This window comes from Qipengyuania sp. CAU 1752, assembly GCF_054482615.1.
On the sequence record NZ_JBTLRE010000001.1, the window covers coordinates 299,652 to 323,618 of the forward strand.

The 23,967-nt window shown below is 62.9% G+C and carries 25 protein-coding genes and 1 pseudogene; 18 read left to right on the top strand and 8 right to left on the bottom strand.

Annotated features, from left to right (window positions below):
- The first annotated feature begins 6 nt into the window (after positions 1-6).
- The 9 genes and pseudogenes from ACXYL9_RS01370 (at position 7) to ACXYL9_RS01410 (ending at position 8,984) form a co-directional block, all read left to right on the top strand.
- Complete coding sequence (locus ACXYL9_RS01370; RefSeq protein WP_459037796.1) at positions 7-507, top strand: MmcB family DNA repair protein; 501 nt, start codon at positions 7-9, stop codon at positions 505-507.
- Positions 508-617: 110 nt separating this feature from the next.
- A complete protein-coding gene (locus ACXYL9_RS01375) occupies positions 618-1,307 on the top strand; it encodes a sterol desaturase family protein (RefSeq protein WP_459037797.1) in 690 nt (229 codons plus the stop codon).
- A gap of 11 nt (positions 1,308-1,318) precedes the next feature.
- Positions 1,319-1,738 (top strand): DUF2141 domain-containing protein, encoded by a 420-nt coding sequence (locus ACXYL9_RS01380; protein WP_459037798.1) that lies wholly within the window; start codon positions 1,319-1,321, stop codon positions 1,736-1,738.
- Between the two features lie 121 nt (positions 1,739-1,859).
- Positions 1,860-2,618, top strand: a pseudogene (locus tag ACXYL9_RS01385) (PAS domain-containing protein); the annotation flags it as partial.
- A gap of 1,255 nt (positions 2,619-3,873) precedes the next feature.
- Complete coding sequence (locus ACXYL9_RS01390; protein ID WP_459037799.1) at positions 3,874-4,974, top strand: phosphatase domain-containing protein; 1,101 nt, start codon at positions 3,874-3,876, stop codon at positions 4,972-4,974.
- Positions 4,967-5,896 carry an alpha/beta hydrolase gene (locus tag ACXYL9_RS01395; protein ID WP_459037800.1) on the top strand — a complete coding sequence of 310 codons (930 nt, stop codon included), beginning with the start codon at positions 4,967-4,969 and terminating at the stop codon, positions 5,894-5,896. Before ACXYL9_RS01390 ends, ACXYL9_RS01395 begins: the two co-directional genes overlap by 8 nt.
- A gap of 43 nt (positions 5,897-5,939) precedes the next feature.
- Complete coding sequence (locus tag ACXYL9_RS01400; protein ID WP_459037801.1) at positions 5,940-7,295, top strand: M48 family metalloprotease; 1,356 nt, start codon at positions 5,940-5,942, stop codon at positions 7,293-7,295.
- 25 nt (positions 7,296-7,320) lie between these two features.
- The gene (locus tag ACXYL9_RS01405) at positions 7,321-8,025 is read left to right on the top strand and encodes a DsbA family protein (RefSeq protein ID WP_459037802.1); all 705 of its coding nucleotides are present in this window, start codon (positions 7,321-7,323) and stop codon (positions 8,023-8,025) included.
- Entirely contained in the window at positions 8,022-8,984 is a 963-nt protein-coding gene (locus tag ACXYL9_RS01410) for a M48 family metalloprotease (RefSeq protein ID WP_459037803.1), read from the top strand. Before ACXYL9_RS01405 ends, ACXYL9_RS01410 begins: the two co-directional genes overlap by 4 nt.
- Here the strand turns inward: ACXYL9_RS01410 and ACXYL9_RS01415 are convergent.
- On the bottom strand, positions 8,981-9,622 hold the full coding sequence (locus ACXYL9_RS01415) for an HD domain-containing protein (protein WP_459037804.1): 642 nt from the start codon (positions 9,620-9,622) through the stop codon (positions 8,981-8,983). The two genes, ACXYL9_RS01410 and ACXYL9_RS01415, sit on opposite strands and share 4 nt — an antisense overlap.
- A 92-nt stretch (positions 9,623-9,714) precedes the next feature.
- Here ACXYL9_RS01415 and ACXYL9_RS01420 point away from each other — a divergent pair, with 92 nt between their 5' ends.
- Positions 9,715-10,923 (top strand): sensor histidine kinase, encoded by a 1,209-nt coding sequence (locus ACXYL9_RS01420; RefSeq protein WP_459037805.1) that lies wholly within the window; start codon positions 9,715-9,717, stop codon positions 10,921-10,923.
- A 3-nt stretch (positions 10,924-10,926) separates the two neighbouring features.
- The gene (locus ACXYL9_RS01425) at positions 10,927-11,724 is read left to right on the top strand and encodes a LytR/AlgR family response regulator transcription factor (RefSeq protein ID WP_459037806.1); all 798 of its coding nucleotides are present in this window, start codon (positions 10,927-10,929) and stop codon (positions 11,722-11,724) included.
- Positions 11,725-11,759: 35 nt separating this feature from the next.
- Here the strand turns inward: ACXYL9_RS01425 and ACXYL9_RS01430 are convergent, their stop codons facing one another.
- The gene (locus ACXYL9_RS01430; protein ID WP_459039833.1) at positions 11,760-13,154 is read right to left on the bottom strand and encodes an NAD-dependent succinate-semialdehyde dehydrogenase; all 1,395 of its coding nucleotides are present in this window, start codon (positions 13,152-13,154) and stop codon (positions 11,760-11,762) included.
- A gap of 104 nt (positions 13,155-13,258) precedes the next feature.
- Between ACXYL9_RS01430 and nadC the strand changes: the two genes are divergently transcribed.
- Both nadC and ACXYL9_RS01440 read left to right on the top strand, forming a co-directional pair.
- On the top strand, positions 13,259-14,122 hold the full coding sequence (gene nadC, locus ACXYL9_RS01435) for a carboxylating nicotinate-nucleotide diphosphorylase (protein WP_459037807.1): 864 nt from the start codon (positions 13,259-13,261) through the stop codon (positions 14,120-14,122).
- Positions 14,119-14,820 carry a ribonuclease T2 family protein gene (locus tag ACXYL9_RS01440; RefSeq protein ID WP_459037808.1) on the top strand — a complete coding sequence of 234 codons (702 nt, stop codon included), beginning with the start codon at positions 14,119-14,121 and terminating at the stop codon, positions 14,818-14,820. Before nadC ends, ACXYL9_RS01440 begins: the two co-directional genes overlap by 4 nt.
- Here the strand turns inward: ACXYL9_RS01440 and ACXYL9_RS01445 are convergent.
- A complete protein-coding gene (locus ACXYL9_RS01445; protein ID WP_459037809.1) occupies positions 14,817-15,272 on the bottom strand; it encodes a nucleoside deaminase in 456 nt (151 codons plus the stop codon). The genes ACXYL9_RS01440 and ACXYL9_RS01445 overlap by 4 nt on opposite strands.
- A gap of 121 nt (positions 15,273-15,393) precedes the next feature.
- Between ACXYL9_RS01445 and rpmB the strand changes: the two genes are divergently transcribed.
- Complete coding sequence (gene rpmB, locus ACXYL9_RS01450) at positions 15,394-15,681, top strand: 50S ribosomal protein L28 (protein ID WP_459037810.1); 288 nt, start codon at positions 15,394-15,396, stop codon at positions 15,679-15,681.
- Positions 15,682-15,750: 69 nt separating this feature from the next.
- Here rpmB and ACXYL9_RS01455 read toward each other — a convergent pair whose 3' ends face one another.
- Genes ACXYL9_RS01455 through xseA form a run of 4 tightly spaced genes read right to left on the bottom strand, consistent with a single transcriptional unit; the run spans position 15,751 to position 19,385 of the window.
- Entirely contained in the window at positions 15,751-16,731 is a 981-nt protein-coding gene (locus tag ACXYL9_RS01455) for an esterase-like activity of phytase family protein (RefSeq protein WP_459037811.1), read from the bottom strand.
- Between the two features lie 27 nt (positions 16,732-16,758).
- Positions 16,759-17,688 (bottom strand): M23 family metallopeptidase, encoded by a 930-nt coding sequence (locus ACXYL9_RS01460; protein WP_459037812.1) that lies wholly within the window; start codon positions 17,686-17,688, stop codon positions 16,759-16,761.
- Positions 17,688-17,891, bottom strand: coding sequence for a DUF2093 domain-containing protein (locus tag ACXYL9_RS01465; protein ID WP_459037813.1), 204 nt, complete (start codon positions 17,889-17,891; stop codon positions 17,688-17,690). The genes ACXYL9_RS01460 and ACXYL9_RS01465 overlap by 1 nt, the downstream gene beginning before the upstream one ends.
- A 24-nt stretch (positions 17,892-17,915) precedes the next feature.
- Positions 17,916-19,385, bottom strand: coding sequence for an exodeoxyribonuclease VII large subunit (xseA, locus tag ACXYL9_RS01470; RefSeq protein WP_459037814.1), 1,470 nt, complete (start codon positions 19,383-19,385; stop codon positions 17,916-17,918).
- Here xseA and purD point away from each other — a divergent pair.
- Positions 19,384-20,667, top strand: coding sequence for a phosphoribosylamine--glycine ligase (gene purD, locus ACXYL9_RS01475; protein WP_459037815.1), 1,284 nt, complete (start codon positions 19,384-19,386; stop codon positions 20,665-20,667). The two genes, xseA and purD, sit on opposite strands and share 2 nt — an antisense overlap.
- Here purD and ACXYL9_RS01480 read toward each other — a convergent pair.
- Entirely contained in the window at positions 20,664-21,659 is a 996-nt protein-coding gene (locus ACXYL9_RS01480) for an adenosine kinase (protein ID WP_459037816.1), read from the bottom strand. The genes purD and ACXYL9_RS01480 overlap by 4 nt on opposite strands.
- Before the next feature lie 142 nt (positions 21,660-21,801).
- Here ACXYL9_RS01480 and ACXYL9_RS01485 point away from each other — a divergent pair, with 142 nt between their 5' ends.
- The 3 genes from ACXYL9_RS01485 to ACXYL9_RS01495 all read left to right on the top strand — a co-directional run bounded on the left by ACXYL9_RS01485 (position 21,802) and on the right by ACXYL9_RS01495 (position 23,965).
- Positions 21,802-22,509, top strand: coding sequence for an EI24 domain-containing protein (locus ACXYL9_RS01485; protein WP_459037817.1), 708 nt, complete (start codon positions 21,802-21,804; stop codon positions 22,507-22,509).
- Positions 22,502-22,936, top strand: a complete 435-nt coding sequence (locus ACXYL9_RS01490) for a hypothetical protein (RefSeq protein ID WP_459037818.1) — start codon at positions 22,502-22,504, stop codon at positions 22,934-22,936. The genes ACXYL9_RS01485 and ACXYL9_RS01490 overlap by 8 nt, the downstream gene beginning before the upstream one ends.
- 84 nt (positions 22,937-23,020) lie before the next feature.
- Positions 23,021-23,965 (top strand): hypothetical protein, encoded by a 945-nt coding sequence (locus ACXYL9_RS01495; protein ID WP_459037819.1) that lies wholly within the window; start codon positions 23,021-23,023, stop codon positions 23,963-23,965.
- Positions 23,966-23,967 lie beyond the last annotated feature (2 nt).

The window sequence follows — 23,967 nt, forward strand, 5'->3', positions numbered from 1 at the left end:
GGGCAGATGGCAAGCACATTCGAAATCGCTCGAGGCCCCACTCCTGCCCCGGCAGATGCCGCCGCCGTTGCGCGCGGGATCATGCGCCTGTTCGCCCGCAACGATATCTGGTGTTTGCCGGAAATGCCCTTGCGGAATGGTCGGCGGGCTGACCTGATGGGCGTCGATGCCAAGGGCAAGGTGGTGATCGTCGAGATCAAGGTGGCCCGGGCCGATCTGCTTGGCGATGGCAAGTGGCCTGACTATCTCGAGCATTGCGATCGATTCTATTGGGGGGTGGCCCCTCATATCGACCGCGCACCGCTTGAAAGCGACGGGTATCAGCCCGATTGTTGCGGCATCATCGTGGCCGATGGATACGATGGTGAAATCGTCCGCCCAGCCCCGTCTCATCCGCTCGCCGCGGCCCGGCGCAAGGTCGAGATCGAGCGGCTCGCCAGGGCGGCCATGCGCAGAATGGCGGTCGCTGGCGACGAGGCCTGCGGAGCCTGGGGCGGGCTGGAGTAATCAAGGCAAGGGCCTGGCCTCCACCATCACCATTCCTCTGTTAAGTAGTCCTGCGGCAGGGCATAAGCGCAAGTATCATGTGGCCCGCCATTGCCTATTCCGCCATCGCCATGACTGCGATCGTCGCTGTTCGCTACCTGGTCACCAGCGGTCTGTTTGCTTGGCTCACTCGCCGTGTCCGGCCGGGGTTCTATGATGGCCTGGCCTTGCAGATGCGTAGGGAAATCCGCTGGTCGCTGGCATCGGCGGCGATTTATGGCGTGCCGGCAGGGATCGTTGCCTGGGGGTGGAACACACAGGGCTGGACGCGCATCTATTCCGACTGGTCCGCGCTGCCGCTATGGTACATGCCACTGTCGGTATTGCTCTATCTGCTGGTCCACGACACCTGGTTTTACTGGACGCATCGCTGGATGCACCGACCGCGCGAATTTCGCCTCGCCCATGCTGTCCACCATGCCAGCCGCCCACCCACGGCATGGGCGGCGATGAGCTTCCACCCGCTCGAGGCTATCACCGGCGCAGTGGTCATCCCGGCGCTTGTCTTTGTCATTCCGATCCATGTCGCTATGCTGGGCGTGGTCCTGCTGATCATGACGGTGATGGGCGTGACCAACCACATGGGTTGGGAAATGTTTCCGCGATGGCTGGTCCATTCGAGTATTGGCCAATGGCTCATTACGGCCAGCCACCACCAGCTTCATCACGAGCGGTATAGCTGCAATTACGGGCTCTATTTCAGGTTTTGGGATCGCATATGCAAAACAGATGGCGGACTGGCCGAAGCATTTCGGCGTTAAGAGCCGTATCAGTGTCTCTCCTGGGTGCAGGGCTGCTGGGAAATTTCTCGCCTCCGCTCCGCGATGTGCGGGTGTCGGTTACCGACCTTCGTTCGGCTGATGGGCAGGTGCTCGCCTGCCTGACTGCCAGCCCCAAGGGATTCCCCGATTGCAGCAAGGATCCGGCGGCCCGCAAGCTCGCCATTCCTGCTTCGAAGACGGTCAGTTTCTCGTTCAAGGGGGTCAGCGAAGGCACGTATGCGATCTCGCTGCTGCATGACGAGAACACCAATGGGAAGGCCGACAAGACGCTGATGATACCCAAGGAAGGCTTTGGCTTCTCGCGCGACGCCAAGGTGCGCATGGGTCCGCCCCGCTTCGAAGACGCGGCTTTTCTTGTCGCCAGCGAGAAGGTCCATGAGCGGATCAGGATGCGTTACCTGTTTCGCTGATCGCCGCGCTGTCGCTCGGTGCGGGACCGCCACGATGGCACCATCCAGTTTCACTTAACGGGATATTTACTACGACCAGTCAAAACGGCCCTGAACGCCAAGTAAGGGGCAAAAACTGGTCATGGATACGCTACGCGGACAATTCGGATCGTTTGACGACGACACCCGCGATGACGATTTCGGCGAGGACGATATCGGCCGCGAAGCGCCGCCGAGCCCGGTCGGACAGGACGAGCGCCGGATGCAGGTGCGCGCCTACAATCACTGGGCGAGCCTGCTGCAGGATCGCAATTTCCCCGCCATCGAGGACCTTGATTTCGAAGCCCTGCCCGATTTCGGGCCGCACAGCGTGCTGCTCGATTTTACCAGTGGTGTTGAGAATCCGGCAATCCAGTATTTGGGGGCCGAACTGGCCATCGAATGCGGTTCCGAGGGACCGATCCGTGCCCTCGACGACGTGCCCAGTCGATCTTTGCTGAGCCGCATTACCGACCACTATATGCAGATCCTCGCCAACCAGGCGCCGATCGGTTTCGAAGCGGAATTCGTCAATCAGAATGGCGCCACGACGCTCTATCGCGGTATCCTGCTGCCATTCTCCAGCGACGATGACACCATCGATTTCATCTATGGCGTGATCAACTGGAAGGAAGTTGCCGACCAGATCACCACCGACGAATTGCTGCTTGAAGTCGATCAGGCGCTCGACGATTCGGTAGACGAGGTGGAAATCGCCAACCATTCCGCCGACCCGATCACCGACTGGGCCGATGGGCCGGCCTCGGTTGAGGGCGAAGAGGTCGCTGGACCCGATGCGGAGCCGGTGTTGCAGGAAGACGTCCCCGAACCGGGCTATGCCGTTGCCGATGAATCCGCCGATGCCGACCTCTCCGGAGATGACGACTGGGCGATCGAGCAAGACGACATGGAAGATGGTGCGGACGAGGACGAGGTTGACCTTTCGCAGTTTGCACTTCCCGATATCGGCGATGCCGACGAGGAAGACACCATCGATCACTCCGCTTTTGCTTCGCTCGCTCCCACCGGCGATGTCGAGGACGACGAAGAAGCCGATCAGCCTGTCTCCGGCTTGATGGGCCTGCGCAACAAGCCGACCAAGAAGCCGCTCGACCTGTCACTCGCCAGTGCTCTGGAGCCGATGATCGACGGCATAGGTGAGGACGGCCATGACGAGGAAGTCGCTGACGCGGACGGTGCCGATGCCGAAGGTGAAGGCTTCGACGTAGAGGACCCGCCCGTCGGAGATCTGTCTCGCCTGATGGGCAGCGACCTCACCGACGAAGATGCCGATGACTGGTCGGCTCCGCTCGAAGACGATGCCCAGCCCGAAGCACTGACGGACGAAACTGTCACGCCCAGCAACCATATCCCATCATTCGACGCGGGCGATGCTCCGGTGGAGACGCACGGTGCGTCCGAGCACTCCGGCGGGCTGCATGATACTCTCGCTGAAGCGCGCGAACTGGCACAGGTGGCGCAATCGAAGGAAGAACGCAGCCGCACTGCTCTCTACGATGCGGTTGGCCGGGCCTATGATGTCAGCCTCGCCGCGCAGGAAGCACCTGAAGATTTCGAAGAGCTGATTGCCGAAAATGGCCTGACCGCGCAGAATCGCGCGCCGATGACCCCGGTGGTCAAGCTGGTCTTTGGCGCCGATTACGACAAGACGCGCCTGACCGAATATGCCGCAGTCCTTTCGCATGCGCATCGCCTCGGCCTTGCCCGCGGCGCGCTGAGCCAGTTCCTCACCGCGAGCGAGGGTGGCCTCAAGGGCGTGGTGCAGGCCGAACGCAGGATTCGTCGTGAAGAGGAAGGCAAGCAGGTCGACCCAGTCGATGCAGTGCGCCCCGCCCTGGCCAAGAAACTGCGCCAGCTCGACACCCACGGGTTCGAAACCTTGGCCAGCGACGGACCCGAATTCGCAGTGGTGATGATCCGGCGCATGGAGAATGGCGACATCGCCATGATCGGCGAAGTGGGCGACGATATCCCGCTGGTCGAGAAGGTCGCGCGCAAGCTCGTCGACTAAGGTAATTGCCCGTCAAGGGACGTGCCCAGCGCAGGGACGTGCATTCACAACTTTGAATGCACGCCCATCGCCGCTAGCGTTGGGTATGCCTTTTTTTCCGCGCGCACCGGTTCGCATCCAACCCTATTTCGGCCATCGCAGCGACAATAGGCTGGTCCTATCGGCGCGCGCTTTGCGGTCGGCCAGTCCGCAGTTCGAAACCAGCGGTCGGCTGCGCGCCACGCACACCATGCTCGCGCAATTCCTCAGCCACGAAGTAAAGGACCTCGAAGTCGCATTGGAGATTGCCCGGCCCGATTCTGCGCCAGAGCGGCATAGCGCAGTGACCGGCAAGGAAGGCTTCGTCCACTTCGACATTCCGCTGAGCGAAGGCTGGCACTTGCCAGAGCGAACAGTGTGGGAAACCGTCCGTCTGCGCTGGCGGAACATCCATGGCGAACAGGAGGTCCCCGGCCACGTCCTCGTACCCGGCAGCGAGGCCGGGATCGGCGTCATTTCGGACATTGACGACACCATTATCGAAACTGGCATAACCGGAGGCGTGCGCAGCCTGATGCGCAATTGGCGCAGGGTCCTGCAACAGATGCCCGAAGAACGGATTGCCGTGCCGGGAGCCGACATGTTCTATAGGGCAATCGGCGGCGGTTGGGACGCGCCGGAAGAATTGGCCACGCCCGGTGACCGCCTGCCCGCGAGCAAGCGGCCGTTCTTCTATGTCTCGTCCTCGCCCTGGAACCTATTTTCCTATCTCGTGGCTTTCAAGCGGACGCGCGGCCTGCCGCTGGGCCCAATCCATCTGCGTGACTGGGGCCTCAACCGCACAACTTTCGGGTCGGGCGGCCATGGGCAGCACAAGCTCGATGCTATTTGCGGGATTCTCGAACACCATCCATCCTTGCGGTTTGTGTTGATTGGCGACGATTCGCAGGGCGATCTCGTCGCCTTTGCCGAAATTGCCAAGCAGTTTGGCAACCGGATCGCGGCGATCTTCATTCGCCGTGTCGGGGCCGATCTCACCGCCGAAGAACTCTCGGCCAAGGCACTGATAGAAGACCGCGGCGTAACCTTGTGGCTAGGTGACAGCTTCGCGATCGAGGAAGCGTTTCTCGAAAGCGCTGGACTGGGCCATGACAGCGACGCCGCCAGCGTCGTCGAGGCTACGCAGGCGGCGACCGACGATGGCTGACATTCCTGAACGCAAAGGGCGAGCAATGGGCTGGATCGGATGGACGCTGGTGGCGTTGGCAGCGCTTGCCGTACTCGGCTTTTTCTCCTGGCACTGGGCCGTCCGTTCTCAAGCGGTCACGCTGCTCAATCGCGTGGATGCGCTGGCCACTGCGAGCGTAGTCCAGACCAGCGATCCGATACCATACGGCTCGGCCGCAGAGCAGGTCCTTGTGGTGGCGCGCCCGGCCGACAAGAGTCAGGCCAGCCGCCCAGTCGTTTTGTTCATCCATGGTGGCAGCTGGAGCATGGGGCGAGCGCAGGATTACGCCTTCGTGGCGCGCAATCTCGCCCAGCAGGGCTATGTCGCGGTCAGCGCAGGATACCGGCTGGTCCCTGGCGGCGAATATCCCGCGATGCTCGAAGACGGTGCCGCGGCGACACGCTGGGTTCACGACCATATTGCCGAATACGGCGGCGATCCTTCGCGCATTTTCCTGATGGGTCATTCGGCAGGTGCCTACAACGCCGTGATGCTGGCGCTTGACCGCCGATGGCTCGACGAGAGCGGCGTCCCGCAAGGCGCGATTGCCGGAGCGATCGGCCTCGCTGGCCCATACGATTTCCTCCCGCTCGACAGCGAGGGGACGCGCAACGCCTTCGGCGATGCCAGCGACTTGGCGGCCACCCAGCCGATCAATTTCGTTCGGGCTGACGCGCCGCCCCTGCTGCTGCTCACCGGCGATGCCGATACCACGGTGCGTCCTCGCAATTCGGTGGCACTGGAGCGCGCCATGGCCCGCGTCGGCGGAGCCGCCGATCTGCGCCAATTCGCCGGAATGAACCATGCCGGGATCATCATGTCGATGTCGCGGCCTTTCGCCGGAGATGGGGCCGTGAAGGCCGCAGTCCACGATTTCCTCGCCCGGTCCGCCCACCACTAATCTTCATGGGACATTCAGCCCCCGGCGCGCTAGGCAAGCGGTAATGCGCTTCCTCGTTCACAGCCTCGCGTTTTTCGCGGCGTTCGCTTTTGCGGCTCAGCCGCTGCTCGCGCAATCGATGCTGCGCGATGCCGAAACCGAGGCATTGCTGAACGATATGGCCGCACCGCTGGTTGAGGCTGCCGGGCTCGACGATGGCAATGTCGACATGGTGCTGATCAACGATGGCTCGATCAATGCCTTCGTCGCCGGAGGCCAAGTCGTCTATCTCCATTCGGGCCTGATCAACGCTGCCGACAGTGCCAACGAGGTGCAGGGCGTGATCGCGCACGAACTGGGCCATATCACCGGCGGGCACGTCATCCGCTCAGCCGACAGCTATCGCGCGGCGACCAATATCACGCTGCTCTCGCTGCTGCTCGGGGCTGCCGCGGTGGCGGCGGGAGCAGGCGATGCCGGAATGGCCGCAATCATGGCCGGACAGCGCGCCGCACTCGGCAAGTTCCTTTCCTTCAACCGGGCACAGGAAAGCTCCGCCGACGCGGCGGGCGCGGAGTATCTGTCCAAGGCCGGCATTACCGGGCGCGGCTCGCTCGACTTCTTCGGCAAGCTGCTCAATCAGGAATTCCGTTATGGCCGCAGCCAGGGCGATGAAGCCGAGTTCACGCGTACGCACCCGCTTTCGGGCGACCGGATCAGCCGCCTGCGCGAAGTCTATGAGCTTGATCCTGCCTGGCAGAAAACTCCGGATGCAAGACTTCAGCAGCGCTTCGAGCGGGTCAAGGCCAAGCTTTACGGCTATTTGGAAGAACCTGCCCGCGTCCTGCGTGCCTACCCTCGCACGCGGCTGGACGTACCGGCCCGGTATGCCCGCGCCTATGCCTATCACAAGGACGCGCAAATCGACTTGGCGCTGGAGGAGGTCGAGGGTCTGCTCGAATTGGAGCCGGACAACCCCTATTTCCTCGAATTGAAGGGCCAGGTTTTGCTCGAATCGGGGCGTCCGGAAGAAGCGCTTCCAGCTTTGCGCCAAGCGACCCAGTTGACCAACACGCACCCGCTGATCGCATCGATCTTCGGTCACGCACTCATCGCCACCGAAGACCAGGCGAATTTCGAGGAAGCCAAGACCGTGCTGCGCGCAGCAGTTGCGCGCGACCGCTGGATGCCATTTGCCTGGTACCAGCTCGGCGTGGTCTATGCAGCGCAGGGCGACATGCCGCGGGCGCGGCTCGCCAGTGCCGAGCAGCAAGTTCTGCGGCGCGAATATTTTTCGGCCCTGCGCAGTGCCCAGATCGCCGAGGCTGGATTGCCCGAGAACACGCCAGACTGGTTGCGCGCTCAGGACATCAGGATGCAGGCGCAGGCCTTGCTTGAACGCGAGCAGGACCGGCGCTAACCGGTCGCCAACGGGGAACCCAGAAATGCGCAAGACGATAATCGCCATCCTGCTCGCCTTCGCGGCGGGCTTCGCGGGAGCCGCAACCTACATGGTGTCCGGCCTCGCGGGCGGACAGATCGAAGGCTATCTGCTTGCCAATCCCGATCTTCTCCCACGCATGGCCAGCGCTTGGGAGCGCCAGCAGGCCGAGGAACGCCTGGCCGCAGCCGGGGGCGAGGTGCGCCAGCCCTTCCCGGGCGCGGTGCTGGGCAATCCGAAGGGTAAGCGCACGCTGGTCAAGTTCACCGATTACAATTGCGGCTACTGCCGCGCCAGCGCAGCAGAAGTCGCGAAGATGATTGCCCGGGATCCCGAACTGAAAGTGGTGGTCCGCGAATGGCCGATCTTCCAAGGCAGCCAGCGCGCGGCATCCTGGGCATTGGCAGCAGGGCAGCAGGGCAAGTTCGAACCATTCTATACCGCCATGTTCGAGACGGGCGACACCAGCGAAGCTGGCCTGCTGGCGGCAGCGCAAAAGGCTGGCCTGGATGTCGAACGCGTCCGGCGCGATGCTGCTTCGCCAGCCATCGCTGTTGAATTGTCGCGCAATGGGCAGATCGCTCGCGAGCTGGGCTTTACCGGCACGCCGAGCTGGATCGCTGGTGACCAGATCATCGAGGGCGCAGTCCCGGCGAAAACCCTTATCGATGCGCTCGATGCGGGAAGTGGAGATCGAGCGGGCGCATGAGTTTCGGCCGTGGTCTGATCGGCCTTGCTACAATGCTGGGCCTTGCCGTCACCGCGCAAGCGGCTGACGGATTGCCGGCTGGCTTCACCGAACTGCGGGCCAAGGATGCCCGGGTCGCGCGGATCGGCTATGAGCTGACCACCGGCAATGCTGCGTTCTGTGACGCAGTGACACCGGCGACGGGACTTATACTGCACGATCTGGGTGCTTATGCTTCTGGCACATTGATGCGTGCATCGCTTGGCCTTTCGGGCGATATTGGCATCCAGGCCGTCGTTCCAGGCTCTCCCGCGCACCACGCCGGGCTCGGTCCCGACATGACCGTCGCTTCCATCGCCGGGCTGAACCTCGAATCCATGCCGCTTGACCCGGACAAGCGCTGGCAGCGGCTTGAAACCGTGCGCGGTACAATAGCCGAGCGGCTAGCTGAGGATGGCCGGATCGACCTCCGCGTGGCCGGAGAGGATTCGATCACGCTGGAAGGGGTGCCAGCCTGCTCCAGCCGGTTCGAAGTGGGCCCGTTGAAAAAGCGCGCGGTCGCCGACGGTCATCGTGTCGTTATCGGCGACGAATTCCCGGGGCACGACTGGCCTGACGAATTGCTGGCCGGGGTTATGGCGCACGAACTGGCGCACAATATCCTCGCGCACCGCGCCTGGTTCGACGTTCACGGACGTAAGCAGAAATGGGTCCGCCTGACCGAGCGTGAGGCTGATCGGCTGGCTCCGTGGCTGCTCGCCAATGCCGGATACGAACCGCAGGCCGCGGTCCGGTTCATGCAGATATGGGGTCCCGAACACAGCGGCGGTATATTTCGCAAGCGCACGCATGAAGGCTGGGACGAGCGGGTCGAGCACATCGCCGCCGAAGTGCCGCTCGTGAATGTCCGAATATCTGCCAACGGACATGCGGACTGGCGCACGCATTTCCAGCGCGAGCCCTTGCCCGGGATCGACTAGGCAGCGGCGTCGACGTTCTCGTCTTCGCTCAGATTCGCATAGATCGAATTGAGCGGCCGGGCGAACACCCGCCGTACCATCGGCTCGAAGAATTCCAGCGGCTCGCTCTTGTAGTCAGGATCGAACGCGGCCTGATCGTATTTCTCGCAGAACTCGGCGCAAGCGGCGTAGTGGGGATGATCCTCGAACCGGTCGCGGATATTCCGGTCCATGCCGAGGTGGTGGAAATAGTAGTAACCCTGGAATGCGCCGTGGTTCTGGCAGATCCAATGCAATTCATCGGAAACGAAGGGCTTGAGAATCGCAGCCGCAACCTCGGGATGATTATAGCTGCCCAGGGTATCGCCGATGTCGTGGAGCAGGGCCATGACCACATAGGGTTCGTCTCGGCCATCGCGATGAGCACGGGTCGCGGTTTGCAGCGAGTGTTCGAGTCGGTCGACCGGAAAGCCGCCGAAGTCGCCATCGAGCAATTTGAGGTGGTCGAGGACGCGATCGGCCAGCCCGGTGGCGAATTCACGATATTCTCCGCCGATAATCGCCCAGTCTTCGGCCGTGCCCTCTTTCATCTCACGAAATTTCGCCCGTTCGGCTGCATGGTGCGCCTGCTCGGCCTGCTCGTGCTTTGGCGTAGTCATCGGGCTTTCTCCTCTTGCGAGGCAATTTAGCGTATTGCAGCGCTGGCGGCAAAAAATCTGACGTTGCGCAAATTATTCCCTATCTAGGGGCTATGGCTGTCCTGCCCTTTCGACCTACCCCGTTCTTTGCGAACAAGAACCGGGCATTTTGGAACCTGCAGTTCGCCGGCTGGACCGGCGCCGTCATGCTGCGCTCGATCCAGGGCATCTCGAACGGACAATCGGCCAGTTACGTCATTCTCATGTTGATCGTCGGCATCACCGGTTTCGCGATCAGCACCCTGTTATCCGTCGTCTATCGTAAGCTAATCAACCGGCCGCCGCTGGTAACCTGGGGCGCGACAGCAGCGGTGCTGGCAGTGGCGGTCGGTATCTACGCCGTGATCGAGGCATGGGTGATCAGCCTCTACTTCTCCGACCGCGACACCACCATGACGCAGCTGGTCCTGCTCTACCTCTTCTTCGACCTCTCGCTGCTGGGCGCATGGACCGGGCTTTATTACGCCATCAACTTCTTCCTCCAGGTGGAGGAACAGGCCGACCGGCTCGAGCGGCTCGAAGCGCAGGCAACCAGCGCACAATTGGCCATGCTGCGTTATCAGCTCAACCCGCATTTCCTGTTCAACACGCTCAATTCGATCAGCACGCTGGTGCTGCTCAAGCAGACCGTGCCGGCCAATGCGATGCTGACGCGCCTGTCCGGATTCCTGCGCCACACGCTGATCAGCGAACCGGGCGGCAAGGTAACGATTGCGCAGGAGGTCGAGACGCTCAAGCTCTATCTCGATATCGAACGCATGCGTTTCGAGGAACGTTTGCGGACCGAATTCGATATTGCTCCCGACGCTGCCGAGGCCGAACTGCCCTCGCTGCTGCTCCAGCCGCTGGTCGAGAATGCCATCAAGTATGCTGTCTCCCCGCAGGAGGAGGGCGCGCGCATCAGCCTGTCGGCTCAGCTTGTCGGACCACGGCTGCGGATCGTCGTTTCAGATACCGGACCGGGATTGCAACGCCCAGAAACTCGCGCCAGTCTGCCGCTGGCCATGGCCGGGAAATACACCTCCACCGGGGTCGGCCTCGCCAATATCAGGGACCGGCTGCAGCAGGCCTATGGAGACGAACACCTGTTTGAAATTCGTGCTCCCGATGATGGCGGCTTCACCGTCATTATCGAGATCCCCCACGAAACCGCTTTGCAGGAAGAGAAGATTGCGGCGCTAACCGACAAGAGTGTCGACGTGCCCACTTCTTCATCCCGCAAGGTGGAATCACTAGCTGCGCAACGCGCAATCGGAAACTGACCAATGACCATACGCACACTGCTCGTCGACGATGAAAAACTCGCTATCCAGGGCCTGCAACTGCGGCTCGAACCGTTTGACGATGTCGAGATCATCGGCACCTGTTCGAATGGCCGCGAGGCGATCCGCAAGATCAAGACCGAGAAGCCCGACCTCGTCTTCCTCGATATCCAGATGCCTGGCTTTGACGGGTTCAGCGTGGTCAAGGGCGTGATGGACATCGAACCACCGCTGATCGTCTTCGTCACCGCCTTCGAAGAGCACGCGATCCGCGCTTTCGAGGCCAATGCGGTCAATTACCTGATGAAGCCCGTCGACGAAGACAAGCTGGCCGACACGATTGAACGCGTGCGCCAGCGGATTGCCGAGAAGAAGAGCGCCGAAGAGGCCGACAAGCTCAAGAATGTCCTCAACGAAGTTGCCCCGGACGCAGCCGAAGAACTGGCCGAGGGGGCGGACGAGAGCACCGAGCGATACGAGAAGCTGATCAACGTCAAGGACCGGGGGCAAATCTTCCGCGTCGAGACGGGTTCGATCGAGCATATCGAGGCCGCCGGCGACTATATGTGCATCTACACCGGCGACAACTCACTGATCCTGCGCGAGACGATGAAGGATCTCGAACGCCGGCTGGACCCGCGCAAGTTCCAGCGCGTCCACCGCTCCACCATCGTCAATCTCGATCAGGTCCGGCAGGTCAAGCCACACACCAACGGCGAATGCTTCCTGGTGCTCGACAGCGGGGCCGAAGTGAAGGTGAGCCGAAGCTATCGCGACGTCGTGGCGCGCTTCGTGCACTAGGTACCGCGCCTACCCCGGCGCGCTAGCTTGGGCGGTTATTGGAAGGTGTTGTCCGTTACCGGCTCGGCCGGGCGAAAGACTGTCTTCAAGTTCATGAATTCATGCAGGCCGAGATGCGACAATTCGCGTCCGTGGCCCGATTTCTTGATCCCGCCGAACGGCGCGCGCGGATGCGATGACAGGAACTGGTTGATGGCCGTCATCCCGGCTTCAATATCCTGGATGAAGCGCTCCTCCTCCTGCTTGTCCTGTGTCCACACCGATGATCCGAGGCCATAGGGGATGGCATTGGCGATGCGGATGGCGTCGTCAATATCCTTGGCCCGGTAGAGCTGGGCAATGGGTCCGAAGATTTCCGCCCCGGCCGTTTCGCTGTCGAGCGGAACCCCGGTCAGGACCCCGGCGGTGATATAGGCACCGGGCCCGTCGGAAGCCTCGCCGCCAAATTCGAGCGTCGCGCCCTCCTTCTTCGCAGTTTCGACCTGGTCGAGCACTGTCTCCAACTGCTCCTGGCTCGACAGCGGCCCCATATCCGTCGCCTCATCCATCGGATCGCCAGCCACGACCTGCTGCATTGCGGCAAAGAAGCGTTCAGCGAATTCGTCATAGATATCGGCGTGAACGATCATACGCTTGCCGCAGATGCAGGACTGGCCGGTATTCTGGATACGGGCCTGCACCGCCTGTTCAACCGCGCGGTCGATGTCGGCCGAAGGCATGACAATGAATGGATCCGACCCACCCAGTTCAAGTACCACCTTTTTCAAGTGCCTGCCGGCTGTCTCGGCAACTGCCTGCCCAGCTTTTTCACTTCCCGTCAGCGTTACCGCGACCACCCGGTCGTCGGCGATGATCGGTGCGACCGCGTCCGAAGTGATTGCCAGGTTCTGGAACAGGCCTTTGAAGCCAGCTGCCTCATTGACCATTTGCTCGATCAGCGCGGCCGATCCCTGGACCAGGCTGGCATGTTTCAGCAACCCCACATTGCCCGCCATCAGGGTCGGCGCAAGAAAACGCGCAACCTGCCAATAGGGGTAATTCCACGGCATTACCGCCAATACCGGCCCCTGCGGCAGCCAGCGCCCCACTGCCGAGCCATCCTTGGCGAGGTCGAATTGTAGCGATTCGAGCATGCCCGGGCCTGCCCCTGCCATGTAACGCAGAAGGCTCACGCATTTGTCGACTTCAGCCAATGCGCTGGCCAGCGTCTTGCCCATTTCCAGCGTCGCCTGCCTTGCCAGCCGATCGCGGTTTGTCTCAAACACCTCGCCCAGCCGACCGAGCAGCGCCGACCGCTCGCCAAGCGAACTGATCCGCCAGTCGGCATAGGTCTCGCTCGCGCAGGCCAGCCGCGTCTCGATCGCAGCGTCGGACAGCGGTTCGTAGCTTTCCAGCGTTTCGCCGGTGGCCGGATTGGTAGTGGTGATCATCGGGGGCATCTCGCGCAAAAGGGGAAGGGGCATGAACCGAACCCGCGAAGTGGACCGCGTGTTCCGCGCTTGAGCGAGGCGGCGAAACTTGCCACAGCAGAGCCATGGATGAATTGACCCTGCCCGGCTTCGATTGCGACTCCTTTGTGCGCGCGACGCTGGCCGAAGATCTCGGCGAAGGGCTACCCGGCGGCGGGCGCGACGTGACGTCCGAAAGCGTCATACCCGCCGACGCGCGCTTTTCCGGAGTCATGGACAGCCGCGACCCGATCACGGTAGCCGGGCTGCCGGTTGCGGCGGCATTTTTCCGCGCGCTCGATCCGCAGATCGAGATTGAACTGCTGGTCGATGAAGGCGCCAGCGTTGCGCCCGGCACCGACCTGATGCGCCTTTCCGGCAACGCCCGCGCCATGCTAACCGCCGAACGCAGCGCGCTCAACACTGTCCAGCACCTCTCGGGCATTGCCACCATGGTTGCCAAATATGTGCGTGCGATGGACAATCCAGATTGCACACTGCTCGACACCCGCAAGACCATTCCCGGTCTCCGACACCTGGAAAAATACGCGGTCCGCATGGGTGGCGGCAGCAATCACCGGATGGGTCTGTGGGACGCGGCTATGATCAAGGACAACCATGTCCTGGTCGCCGGCAATGTCGGCGAAGCTGTCCGCCGCGCTGTCACAGCCGGGGTCGACGAAATCATCTGCGAGGTCGATCGTATCGACCAGATTGAACCCGCACTGGCCGCAGGAGCGACGCGGCTGCTGCTCGACAATATGGAGCCGAACACCCTGCGCGAAGCCGTGGCGCTGGTTGCGGGCCGCGTGCCGACCGAGGCAAGCGGCGGCATCAACCTCGAAACCATTCAAGCCAAAGCGGCAACAGGCGTCGATTATGTCTCGGTCGGGCGTTTGACGCAAAGCGCGCCCGCTGCCGATATCGGGCTGGATTTCACTCCGCTGTGAAATGGGCGTTCGCCGCTGTGCTGGCGATCCCGGCGATTGCGACTCCTGGGGCCGCCCAGAGCTATCAATGTCGTGTGCCGCAAAACCTGCTCGTACCCGAGGCTAGGCAGGACGCTCCGGCGCGGCGATTGCCGGTCACCGGCTACACTTTGACAATGAGTTGGTCGCCCGAATTCTGTCGGTCGCGGCAAAGCTCGTCCGCACATCGAACCCAGTGCTCGGGCCGCAACGGCCGGTTCGGGATGATCGTTCACGGCCTGTGGCCCGAGGGTCGCACGATCTGGCCGCAATATTGCCCGACCGGGCGGCGGGTTTCCGTGCCCGAGGCCAAGCGTAATCTGTGCATGATGCCCTCGCCACGCCTGATGGCGCATCAATGGCGCAAGCACGGCAGTTGCATGGCCCGCGATCCGAACCTCTATTTCGCCATCACCCGCCGCATCTGGCGTAGCCTGCGCCATCCCGATTATGACCGCCTTTCCCGTGAGGACGGCCTGACCGCCGGTCGCATCCGCGCCGCCTTCACCCTCGCCAACCCCGATTGGAAGCCCGACATGGTCGGCATCAAGCTCAACCGGCGCGGGTGGTTGCAAGAAATCAAGCTCTGTTATGGCCGCGACTGGATGCCGACCCGCTGCAAACCCCGACAATTTGGCGCGCGTGACAATGTTCGAGCGAGAGTCTGGCGCGGGCTCTAACGCCGGTCGAGAAAGAAAGCTTTCAGCAGCGCCGCCGCCTCGTTTTCTCCCATGCCCCAATAGACCTGCGGACGATGCAGGCACTGCGGATGCTCGAACACCTTGGCGCCGTGATTGATCGCGCCACCCTTGGGATCGGGGGCGGCAAAATAGAGCCGCGCGATTCGCGCATGGCTGATCGCGCCGGCACACATGGCGCAGGGCTCGAGTGTGACCCACAGGTCACAACCTTCGAGCCGTTCCTGCCCCAGCGCCTTGGCTGCCGCCCTGATGGCCGCGATCTCGGCGTGGGCGGTCGGATCATGGTCGGCTCGGGGCGAGTTATGCGCGGTGGCTATTACCTCATCGCCCTTGACCACAACTGCGCCGATCGGCACTTCGCCGGCCTGGGCGGCAGCGCGCGCCTCGTCCAGCGCTCGGACCATCGGGGCGGGAAGGGGCCAGCGGTTCATGCCTTTCGCGCTAGGGCAGTGACTGCGGATTGGCCAGACTCGTGTTGACGATTCGCTGCTCCACCGCTATGCGCGCGCCTTTCCCGGCATTGACCGAAATTTTTAAAAGAAGAGACCAACCATGTCGCGCATCTGCGAACTGACCGGCAAGGGCCGCCAGGTAGGCCACAATGTGAGCCACGCCAACAACAAGACCAAGCGCGTGTTCCTGCCCAACCTGCAAAACGTCACGCTGTTGAGCGAGAAGCTGGATCGCAGCTTCAAGTTCCGCGTCTCGACGAACGGCTTGCGCTCGGTCGAGCACAATGGCGGGCTCGACAACTGGTTGCTCAAGACCCGTGACGAGAAGCTTTCGACCAACGCGCTCAAGGTAAAGCGCGAGCTCAAGAAAGCGATGGCCGCGGCCTAAGGCCTGGCCATTTTGGCTTCATCCTGATGCATGAGCGCGCTGGGCAACCGGCGCGCTTTTTGCGTTGGCTCAACCTGCCGGGCCAAGGCCGTCCCACAGCAACTGCAATACCAGTGTGCGCTGATAGCTGATTCCATTATCATCGGAGATGAGGGTGACGGTGACCGGGTAATTGCCCTCGGATTCGACACTCAGCCCTTCGTAATTGTCGGTCGGGAAGGGGTGCGAGAAAGTCGCCAGCAAGGTGCCGGTCCAGGTCTCGCCTTCAACGATATCGGCCGAGTCCGCTACCATCAGGCCGATCTCGAACCGCGGAGGCAGGCCCCATTCCAGTCGCCGTAGCAACACCAACACCCTGCCATCGGGCAACAGCGCCATGTCGGTCGGGCGGAAGTCGGACGGCGCGCCGAAAGCGAAGTTGATGCTGGCAGGCGAACCGACCGGATCGCCTGCAAATTGCACGGCCGGAAGGCGGCCATCGATCCAGCCCTTCTTGCCCTCTCCGATCACGATGAACGAACCATCGGGCATGCGCGCCATCGCCTCCGGGCCGCTGTTGCTGCGCCAATCGGTCATGGCTTCGGGTCGGACCCGGCGAATCGAGGTCAGCTCGGGCGAGCGACGTTCGATCATGTTGCGCCCCTCGTATGCCAGCCACACGGTGCCGGCCCCGGGATCGATCGTCAGCGCCTCGACGTCGACATCGTGCTTGTCGACGAAGCCGTTGCCCGGATTGAGACGCGCCAGTTCGAGAATGTCGAGCGTATGGCCCTTGATCCCGAAGCGCAGGACGGTGCCCTTGTCGCTCAGCGAAAGGTATTGGCCGGGGGCGCTGGCTCCGAGCGACGAATAACTGCCGAAGAGCGCATTTTCGCTTTCGAGCTGCCACGCGCCGAGCACTGTGAAAGGCCCCATCTGACTTGGGAAGCGCTCAAGCCGGGTAATGGTCACTCCGGCATCGAGTCCCGCGGGGGGCACCTGGGTGCGCACGTAGGTGCCGGGAGCGAGCCCAGCGACAACCAGTGCCAGCAAGAACAATCTGCGGATCATGGGGCGCGCGGCCGAACGACCGCGCCGTCAGTTCATCGGGCCGGCGAACAACAGCGGATCAAGCCGCGCGTCCCGCCATTTCAGGCTCCAGTGCAAGTGTGGGCCGGAGGCCCGCCCAGAAGAACCGACATTGCCCAGATACTGCCCTTTCGTAACCCGTTCGCCCTCGCGCACCGCGATCCTGGACAGGTGGAGAAACGCGCTGTTGAGACCGGCGCCATGATCGATGATGAGAAGGTACCCTTCGAGCGAAAATGGCGTATCCGTCGCCAGCGCGACCACCCCGTCGGCTGGCGCGACAAAGGGAGTGCCGTTGCCGGGCGCAATATCGATCCCGGAATGATAGCTGCCGGGCTCGCCGCGATAGATGCGCTGGGAACCGAAACGCCCGGATATGCGACCCTTGACCGGCCACATGAAATCCTGGGTCCAGCCCGCCGTATCGGCATCAACAGCGCGGGCGGCATTGATCCGGTCCAGTTCGGGCTTGCGCCGCTGCCAGAAGGCTTCAGTGATCCCGCCGCTGGTCCGTGCGACGTTGACGCGCTCGATCTGCCAGTCGCGCGGGGCGATTGTCAGTTGCCTGGAAATCTTGCGACCGTCCGCCAGGGTCACTTCGAGCGTAGCGCTACTGCCGGCATCACGGTCGAAGGCTGCAAAGAAAGTGCCCTTTGACGAGAGCGTCAATTCCTCGCCATCGAGCCGGGCCGACAGTGCGCCGTCCGGAGCCTGACCGCGCAGCCAACCGCCCTGTTCCAACTCGCCGCCAAAGGTGAGGTTTGTATCGACCGGTGTCGGCGGGAGAGGAGAAAGAGCCACCTGCGTGGGCCCGGCGGTCGTGGGTGAAGCCTTGCTGTCGGAGGCGGTTACTTCGCCGGCATCCACGGTTCCAGCCGTGCAAGAAGCGAGCAGCAGGACACCGCCAACGGTTGAAAGGATCGACCATGCCATCTGCATCAGGCCGTGTCCGTAAGCCGCTGCGTGGCGAGTTCGGCGCTGGCATAAGCCTCCTGCCGATCAACGCTCCAGTACCGCAGGTCCTCGAGTGGAATCCTCGCTCCGCTCACCGCGCAGTTTACAAAATTGCCACTGCGCAGCACGCGAAAGCCGTTGGGCCCGAAATGAAGCTGCGCCGGTTCGGTTTTTGATGACATCAACATGGGCAGCTATCTAGCAGGCCGGGATTAACCGAACAAATCTTCCTGCCGTCCCTTGGCCGATGATTTTGCCGCTTTCGTCGTCTTTTTGGGCGTGCCTTTGCCTTCGGGAACAACGGCAAGCGCTCCATCGGCGAATTCGACCGACAATCGGGCCTGCGATTGTGCTGCCTCGCGGGTCCGTAGCAGCTCGCCCGCTGCACCGCGCACCAACGCGTAACCACGGGCAAGCGGGGCCTTGGGATCGAGCGAAGAAAGCACGCGAGCGAGGCCAACCAGCCGCTCTTTGTCTCGCGCCAGCCGCTGGCGGGGCATCTCGGGTGACAGCCGCAATTGCGCCAGGCCTCTCCTCGCATCCCGCAAGGCCCGTTCCAGCATTTGCGGCGACAATCTCTGCGCGCCGAGCGCTTCGCGCCCCTTGCCGGCCCGCGCCTTGAGCGCCGTGCGTAGGCGTTCGACCCGCTCGTCGAGCTTCTGCGCCTGGGGTTGCAGCAGCGCTTCGATTTTCGGCAGTCGCTGAACGCGGGCGTCCAGCCGTTCGCGTCCCAGCGCCAGCGGTCGCAGCACGCCGCGCTGCTGGCGAGCGGCAAAATCGCTCAACGTCGCCGCCAGTTCGCCCTTCACCGGCACCGCCATTTCCGCCGCCGCGGTCGGCGTCGGGGCGCGGCGGTCGGCAGCATAATCGGCCAGCGAGGTATCGGTCTCGTGTCCCACCGCGCTGATCACCGGAATCGGACTGTCGGCAATCGCGCGGACAACGATTTCCTCGTTAAAGCTCCACAGATCCTCGATCGACCCGCCGCCACGCGCGACGATCAGCAGGTCGGGCCGTCGGACTGCGCCCCCTTCGGGAATGGCCCCAAAGCCGCGAATGGCGGCGCTGACCTGCTCGGCCGCGCCTTGACCCTGGACCAGCACCGGCCACACCAGAACGTGGCTGGGAAAGCGGTCGGCAAGCCGGTGCAGGATATCGCGGATGACAGCCCCGGTGGGTGATGTGACCACGCCGATGGTCTGCGGGAGGAAGGGAAGTGGTCGCTTGCGCTCAACGGAAAACAGCCCTTCCGCCTCCAATCTTGCGCGCGTTTTTTCGAGCAACGCCAGCAGCGCCCCTTCGCCGGCGATCTCCAGGCTTTCGATCACGACCTGGTATTTGGAGCGACCCGGATAGGTGGTCAGCTTGCCGGTGGCGATGACTTCCAGCCCATCTTCCGGCTGGAACGCCAGCCGCTGGGCAGTGCCGCGCCACATGACCCCGTCGATGACGGCCTTCTCGTCCTTGAGCGAGCAGTACACGTGGCCCGAGGCGGCGCGTTTGACGCCCGAAAGCTCGGCCCGCAAGCGAACGTGGCCGAAGCGTTCCTCGACTGTGCGCTTGAGCATTTGCGAAAGCTCGCTGACCGATAGCGGCTCGGCGTTGTCGCCCGGTCTCGACCGCGCTACCAAGCCGCGCGACGAAATGTCGTCAATACCGTCATCGCCTTGGGGGCCTGCCATGAATATCCTTTTGATCGGCTCGGGTGGGCGCGAACATGCCTTGGCCTGGCAGCTCGCGCAATCGCCCAGCTGCACAAAGCTGTACGCAGCTCCCGGCAATCCGGGCATTGCGGAAGATGCGGAGTGCGTGCTCATCGGCGTGGACGACCATGGCGCGGTGGTCTCCTTTTGCCGAACGCACGAAATCGCGATGGTGGTCGTCGGCCCTGAAGCACCGCTGGTGGGCGGGCTTGGCGATTCGCTGCGGGAAGCGGGCATCGCAGTGTTCGGTCCCGATAAGGCCGCAGCGCAGCTCGAAGGGTCAAAGGGCTTTACCAAGGACTTGTGCCAACGCGCCGGGATACCCACCGCCGGATATATCCGCACCGGTTCGCTGGAGCAGGCGACCGAGGCGCTGAACCGCTTCGCTGCGCCCTATGTTTTGAAGGCCGACGGACTAGCTGCGGGCAAGGGCGTGGTGATCGCCGAAACGCGGACCGATGCAGAAGCTGCGCTGGCCGACATGTTCGGCGGACAATTCGGCGCCGCCGGGGCGGAAGTGGTGATCGAGGAATTCATGGAGGGCGAGGAAGCCAGTTTCTTCGCACTGACCGATGGCACCGCCGTCATCCCTTTCGGCACGGCGCAGGACCACAAGCGGGTTGGCGATGGCGATATTGGACCCAACACCGGCGGCATGGGCGCATATTCTCCCGCCCCGGTGCTGACCGAGGCGTTGCAGGCGCAGGTCATGCACGAGATCATTGAACCGACCGTCGGCGCGCTGCGCGCCGAGGGGACGCCTTATGTCGGTGTGCTCTTCGCCGGGCTGATGCTGACCGCGCAAGGCCCCAAGCTGATCGAATACAATGCCCGGTTCGGCGATCCGGAATGCCAAGTGCTGATGATGCGCCTGCGCGACGATCTGGCATGGATGATGTGGCTATGCGCGACCGGCAAGCTGGATGAATTGGACCGGGATTCGCCTGTGTTTGAGGACTGTACCGCGCTGACCGTGGTGATGGCGGCAAGCGGCTATCCGGGAACGCCAGAAAAGGGCGGTGCAATCGATCTCGGCGGGCCGCATCACGAGTGGGTGAAGATCTTCCAGGCGGGCACGGCGCTGAAGGATGGCAGCCTGATCGCCAATGGCGGGCGGGTTCTCAACGTCACGGCGATGGGCGCGGACGCCACCGAGGCGCAGCGTATCGCCTACGCTGCAGTCGATGCGATTGATTTTCCGTCCGGTTTCTGCCGCCGCGATATCGGCTGGCGCGAGGTCGAGCGCGAGCGCGCCGACTAGCCGAGCTTTTCTTTCATCAGCGCCTGCATGTCGGCCTCGGGCCGCGGGCCGTAGTGGCTGATCACCTCGGCGGCGGCGATAGCGCCGCGCTTGAGACAGGTCGCCAGCGATTCACCGCGGGCATGGCCCGACAGGAAACCGGCCGCAAACTGGTCGCCGGCACCGGTTGTGTCGACAACCTTGGCGATCGGTTCGGCGGCAACCTCGGCGCGCTCGCCGTTAGCAATGGCGATGGCGCCCTTCTCGCTGCGGGTGGCGACCAGAACCGGAACCTTGCCCGATACTGCGGCAACCCCTGCCTCGAAACCAGATTCTCCGGTCAGAGTCGCCAGTTCGTGTTCGTTGACGAACAGGATATCGATCACGCCGTCCTCAATCATCTGGCGGAAATCGTCGCCGTGGCGATCGATCACGAAGCTCTCGCTGGCAGTAAAGGCAATCTTGCGGCCGGCTTCGCGCGCGACCTCTATGGCCCGGCGCATCGCCTTGCGTGGCTCTTCCGGGTCCCACAGATAGCCTTCGAGATAAAGGATAGCGCCGCTGCGGATGATGTCTTCGTCGAGCGCGTCAGCCGGCAAATACTGCCCGGCACCCAGGAAGGTGTTCATCGTGCGCTCGCCATCGGGAGTGACGAAGATCAGCACCCGGCCTGTCGCCGGCTCACCCTCGCGCGCAGGGGTATCGAAATCGATGCCCGTGGCGCGCATGTCATGGCGGAAGACTTTGCCCAGCTGGTCGTCGGCAACCTGGCCGATGAAGGCGCACTGCAGGCCAAGCGTGCTGAGCCCTGCCAGCGTATTGGCAGCCGAGCCGCCCGAGAGTTCGCGTGCCGGGGGCATGGCGGCGTACAACTCGTCTGCACGCGCCTCGTCGATCAAGGTCATCCCGCCACGATTGAGCTCGAGCTCGTCGATCAGTTCCTCCTGGCAAGAGGCGATTACATCGACCACGGCATTGCCGATGGCGATTACGTCGTAGCGGGGTTCGGTCATGAAGGGTCCGTTGGTTGATCGATTGGAGAGAATAGGTTGCGGGAGCGCCTAGCCGCTCGTCATGCACAGGCCAAGCCCCCTTTGCCGTCCGCACCGTGACGAGCGATTGACTTGCTGCTGCGCCCGACTCACAAGCGCCGGGATGATAAGCCTACCCACCGCCTTTGCCCGCGCCGCCGGCCAGCTTGCCGATCCGGCGATCTTGCGCGTGCTGGTCAAGAGCATCGCGGTTACGCTGGCGATCTTCGTCGCCGCAGGAGCGCTGCTGTGGAGCGTGCTTGATCGCCTGCTGGAAAACTATGTCGCGGCAGCCCTGCCAGCCGACTACAGCGACGCGGTTTCCGGTTTTGTCACCGTGGCCCTGCTGATCCTGGGAGGGTGGTTGCTGTTTCGCATCGTTGCCCTTGCGGTGATCCAGTTCTTTGCTGACGAAATCGTGCTGGCGGTCGAACGGCGTCATTATCCGGGGACCCATCGCCAGGCCCGTGACCTGGCATTTCGCGAATCGCTGGAACATAGCCTCAAGGGTTTGGGGCGTGCGCTCGCCGCCAATCTGCTCGCCCTGCCGGTAGCGCTGGTGCTGCTGGTCACGGGAATCGGCACCTTGGCGCTGTTCTGGTTGATCAATGGCTGGCTGCTGGGGCGCGAATTGCAGGACATGGCCTGGCTGCGCCACCGCAGCGCACTTGGCGAAGCGCCGCCGCTTGGTGGTTTGACGCGCTTCCTTCTGGGCGGCACTGTTGCCGCCCTTCTGGCCATCCCCTTTCTCAACCTGATCGCGCCCGTCCTCGGCGCGGCCGCCGCCACCCATCTCGTTCATTCGCGCCTGGAACCCCGACCCGATGCGTAAGATTGCCGCTACAATCCTTCTCTGTGCCTCGCTTGCAGGCTGCGTGACCGCACCTGGCGGTACCGCTTCCGTTCCTCCGCCCCGCGAGAACACGGTGCGCATTCCGCCGACGCGCCCTGCCCCGCCGCCGACCGCTTCTACCGGAGAATTTCGCGCGCCCAGGGTCATGACTCTGCCGGGCCTCGAAGGCGTCATAGGAGCGACCGCCAGCCAGTTGCAGCGTCAGTTCGGCAATCCACGGCTCGACGTCTACGAAGGCGATGCGCGCAAGCTGCAATTTACCGGCGAGGCCTGCGTGCTCGATATCTATCTCTATCCCCTCCGGCGCGGGGTCGAACCCACCGCTACCTATGTCGATGCGCGGCGCGCCAGTGATGCGCTCGATGTCGACCGCGCCGCCTGCGTACGGGCCTTGAAGAGCCGCTGAAACTGGTCGTGTCCGGTTACGGTAACCGGGAATTAAGGCTGATCTGCGATGGCTGGAAACAGCAATTGCGGGGGTTTTGGCGTCATGAGTTTCCAATTCGACAATCTTGCCACGTCGGTCGCGGCCGACGGCCGTGTTTCGCCCGAAGAAATCCTGTCGCTGCGCCAGCTTGGCTGGGGCGACGGCCAGATTCATCGGGCCGAGGCCGAGGCTATCTTTGCCATCAACCGGCAGATCGATGCGCCAAGCGATGACTGGGTTGATTTCTTCGTCGAGGCAATCAGCGAGTTCGTGCTCAACGGCAGCGAGCCAAAGCAAATGTGCGACGAGGATGAAGCGCGCTGGTTGGTTGACGCGATTTCCCATGACGGCCGGCTGGAAACCATGGCCGAACTGGAAGCGCTGGTGCGGATCGTCGAGAAGGCGCGCAACACGTCGGAAAACCTGAAGGATTTCGTGCTCCAGCAAATTGAATACGCTGTATTGCACGGCGAGGGGCCAACCCGCTGCGGGGGTGAACTCGCCTCGTGCCACGTCAGCACGGCCGAATGTCACCTGCTCCGGCGCGTGATCTTCGCCAGCGGCGGCCATGGCCCAGCAGCAGTCAGCCGCCACGATGCGGAAATGCTGTTCCGGATCAAAGATGCCACGCTCAAGGCTGCCAACGCACTCGAATGGCCGCAACTGTTCGTCGATGGCGTGGCCAATTTCCTGCGCGGCTTTGCCGCGGCCAATGCTCAATTATCGCACGAGCGCGCACGGCAACTTGAAAGCTTCATAGCCGACAGCTCAGTCAATGTCGGACGTTTCTTCGGCCGCATGGCGAAGGAAGCGCCTGGTGTCGCCAACCATTTCGGCAAGGTGTTTGGCCACAAACGGCCGGGCACGGATTACACCGTGCGCGCCATCCAAGGCGAGAAAGTTACCGAGTTTGAGGCCAATTGGCTCAATTCGATGGTCGAGGCCGATGGCCAGCTCGACCCGCTCGAAAAGGCGCTGATCGAGCGGGTAGAAGCCGAACTGGACTGAAT